Below are 1,471 nucleotides of genomic sequence, written 5' to 3' on the forward strand. Positions count from 1 at the left end.
CCCCGTTACCGTCTTCGTGGCCTCGCAATGAGGCTCCCGGCCTTCGGCCCCGGTATGACTTGAGCCCCCAGTCGAGATGATCGAAAAGGTGGTGTCGCCGGGTGCCGGAGGCATTGGCAGACCGCTGATTAGAGGCACGAGCGCCGACCTCCTGACGGGGTGAGGCAGTCTCTTCGTAACGTGGATGCCGGCACGCTGATGCCGCAGGTGAGGCCGGGAAGAGTACAGCCAGGGGAGAAACGGGCATGACGGACGCGACCGCCATCGACGTCTACCTCGGTCTGGACGTCGGCAAAGGCGAACACCACGCCACCGCCGTGAACCAGGCCGGGAAGAAGGTCTTCGACAAGTCACTGCCCAACAGCGAACCAAAACTTCGGGACCTGTTCGACAAGCTCCGGGCCAAGCACGGAACGGTGCTGGTGGTCGTCGACCAGCCTGCTTCCATCGGAGCTCTGCCCTTGACGGTCGCCCGCGATGCGGGCTGCCTGGTCGCATACCTGCCCGGACTCACGATGCGGCGGATCGCCGACCTCTACCCCGGTGAGGCCAAGACCGACGCCCGCGACGCGTTCATCATCGCGGACGTGGCCAGAGCGATGCCCCACACCCTGAGGACGATCGACCCCGCTGACGAAACAGTCGCCGAACTCGCCATGATCGCCGGGTTCGACGACGACCTGGCCGGCGAGTCCACCCGGATCGCCAACCGGCTCCGCGGCCTGCTGACCCAGATCCATCCGTCGCTCGAGCGTGTCCTGGGCCCGCGTATCCAGCACCCGGCCGTGCTCAGACTGCTGGACCAGTTCGGCTCCCCGGCCCGGATCCGCAAAGCCGGACGCCGTCGCCTCGTGACCTTGATACGCCCCAAGGCGCCGCGGATGGCCGAACGCCTGGTCGAGGACATCTTCACCGCACTCGACGAACAGACCGTCGTCGTCCCGGGCACCGACGCGGCAGCTCTGATCGTGCCCAGCCTCGCGAGCTCGCTCCAGTCCGTGCTTGACCAGCGCAAACTTCTCGCCGCCCGGATCGAGGAACTACTGGAGGCCCACCCTCTTTCCCAGGTCCTGATCTCGATGCCCGGCATCGGGATCAGGACCGCGGCCCGCATCCTCATCGACGTCGGCGACGGCAGCGGCTTCGCCACCGCCGGACACCTCGCCGCCTACGCCGGCCTCGCCCCCGTAACCAGGAGCTCCGGCTCATCCATCCGCGGCGAACACCCCTCCAGACGCGGCAACAAACAACTCAAACGGGCCTTCTACCTCGCCGCGTTCGCCTCGCTCTCCCAGCCCGAGTCACGCGCCTACTACGACCGCAAACGCCGTGAGGGGAAGCATCACATCGCCGCCCTCATAGCCCTGGCCCGACGCCGCATCGACGTCCTGTTCGCCATGCTCCGGGACGGCACCTTCTACCAGCCGCCCACCCCCGTCACGGCTTGACGAAAACCATAGAGGCACCTTTT

General features: G+C 66.8%; 1 protein-coding gene. It reads left to right on the forward strand.

Annotation, left to right across the window (positions count from 1 at the left end):
- Positions 1 to 245 precede the first annotated feature (245 nt).
- Positions 246 to 1,448 carry an IS110 family transposase gene (locus tag ACFY04_RS43685; RefSeq protein ID WP_389126643.1) on the forward strand — a complete coding sequence of 401 codons (1,203 nt, stop codon included), beginning with the start codon at positions 246 to 248 and terminating at the stop codon, positions 1,446 to 1,448.
- Positions 1,449 to 1,471 lie beyond the last annotated feature (23 nt).

It is taken from the genome of Streptomyces sp. NPDC001549, assembly GCF_042894025.1.
GTDB classification, from domain to species: Bacteria; Actinomycetota; Actinomycetes; order Streptomycetales; family Streptomycetaceae; genus Streptomyces; species Streptomyces kutzneri.